This window comes from Ferruginibacter sp., assembly GCF_031430955.1.
Taxonomy (GTDB): Bacteria; Bacteroidota; Bacteroidia; order Chitinophagales; family Chitinophagaceae; genus Ferruginibacter.
This window is the reverse complement of record NZ_JANPCM010000397.1, coordinates 1-1,807: the sequence shown is the minus strand read 5'-3', so window position 1 is coordinate 1,807 and position 1,807 is coordinate 1. Positions and strand designations below refer to the sequence as shown.

2 protein-coding genes are annotated in these 1,807 nt (G+C 38.5%); both read left to right on the top strand.

What is annotated here, in order from left to right; genetic code table 11:
• Nucleotides 1–82: 82 nt before the first annotated feature.
• Entirely contained in the window at nt 83–325 is a 243-nt protein-coding gene (locus tag ACY65O_RS11190; protein WP_462220944.1) for a DUF433 domain-containing protein, read from the top strand.
• Between the two features lie 167 nt (nt 326–492).
• Nucleotides 493–1,722 (top strand): phosphoglycerate kinase, encoded by a 1,230-nt coding sequence (locus ACY65O_RS11185; RefSeq protein WP_462220943.1) that lies wholly within the window; start codon nt 493–495, stop codon nt 1,720–1,722.
• Nucleotides 1,723–1,807 lie beyond the last annotated feature (85 nt).

The window sequence follows — 1,807 nt, the reverse complement described above, 5'->3', positions numbered from 1 at the left end:
CCCCTTCCAGTTCCCTTTCATTGGGAGAGGGGTTGGGGTGAGGCTTTTTAAATTGTATCTTTATAATCTCAAAATAAAGATTATGGAAACAGAATTATTAAAACGGATTACTATTATTCCCGGCTTAATGGGTGGTAAACCTACCATACGTGGAATGAGGTTTAAAGTTTCTGATGTTCTGGATTATCTTTCAAGCGGAATGACAGCAGAAGAGTTACTGGAAGATTTCTCTTATCTTGAAATGGATGATATAAAAGCAGCATTATTATATGCAGCTAAAAAATTAAATCACCCGGTAATTTCTGTAAATCTTGATGCAGCCTGAAAATATTGAGTTTTGGATTGACCTCAACCTTCCAAAAAATTTGTATTTCATGCAGGTAATGTTTCTAACAAACAACTAAAGGAAATTATCAGCAAACATTTTAAAGAAGCCCTTGAATTATTTATAACCACCAGTAATATTTTAGTAGAAATTTCATTGTAACTATTATGAGTACATTTTCCACCCACAACTTCGCCGGCCAAAAAGTTTTAGTACGTGTAGACTTCAACGTTCCATTGGATGAAAACTTCAATATTACCGACGATACCAGGATGTCGGCAACTATTCCTACCATAAAAAAAATATTAGCCGATGGTGGCAAAGTAATTTTAATGAGCCACTTCGGCAGGCCAAAAGGCGGACCGGAAGAAAAATACTCCTTAAAGCATTTGGTAAAACATTTATACAAATTGCTCAATTCAAATGATGTTAACTCCCCTGTAGGGGATGGGGGTACCAAAGTTTTTTTTGCAGATGATTGCATTGGCACACAAGCCGGCATCACGGCCACCATGCTTCGGCCCGGCGAAGTGTTGTTATTAGAAAATCTACGCTTTTATAAGGAAGAAGAAGCAGGAGACGAAGCCTTTGCAGAAAAATTAAGTAAACTGGGTGATGTGTATGTTAACGATGCATTTGGTACAGCACACAGGGCACATGCCAGCACTGCAGTAATTGCAAAGTTTTTTTCTGCCGGTAAAAAAATGTTTGGCCTGTTAATGGAAAGCGAAGTGCTGAGTGCAGAAAAAGTATTGCACCAGGCAGAGAAACCATTTACAGCAATAATTGGTGGTGCAAAAGTTTCAGATAAAATACTTATCATCGAAAATTTATTACAAAGAGCAACCGATATTATTATTGGTGGCGGTATGGCGTACACTTTTTTAAAAGCCCGTGGCGGTAAAATTGGCGACTCACTTTGCGAAGACGACCGTTTGCAAACCGCACTGGATATTTTAGAAAAAGCCAAACAAAAAAATGTAAGTATTCATTTGCCTGAAGATTCTGTAATTGCAGATAAGTTTGATGCCAATGCCAACACCGATATTCGGCCAAGCGATGCCGTACCCGATGGCTGGATGGGACTGGATATTGGACCAAAAGCTGTAGGCATTTTTAGCGAAGTAATTAAAAATTCCAAAACCATTTTATGGAATGGCCCCATGGGGGTTTTTGAAATGGAGAAATTTCAAAATGGCACCAAATCAATTGCGCTTGCTGTTGCAGATGCTACGGCAAACGGTGCTTTTAGTTTGGTGGGTGGCGGCGATAGTGTTGCCGCAGTAAATCAATTTAATCTTGCCAATAAAGTAAGTTATGTAAGCACCGGCGGTGGCGCCATGCTGGAATACTTTGAAGGAAAAGTATTGCCGGGGATTGCAGCGATAAAAGAATAGTTTCTAAAAAACAAGGTTACTTTAAAATATTAGCGCTTGTTATTCGTCTTTATAATAAACAATGCATAGCAATAAGATTAACTAA

What these genes read in the sequence shown, in the direction of transcription:
- ACY65O_RS11190 (WP_462220944.1), top strand. Translation starts at nt 83, where the DNA reads ATGGAAACAGAATTATTAAAACGGATTACTATTATTCCCGGCTTAATG.
- ACY65O_RS11185 (WP_462220943.1), top strand. Translation starts at nt 493, where the DNA reads ATGAGTACATTTTCCACCCACAACTTCGCCGGCCAAAAAGTTTTAGTA.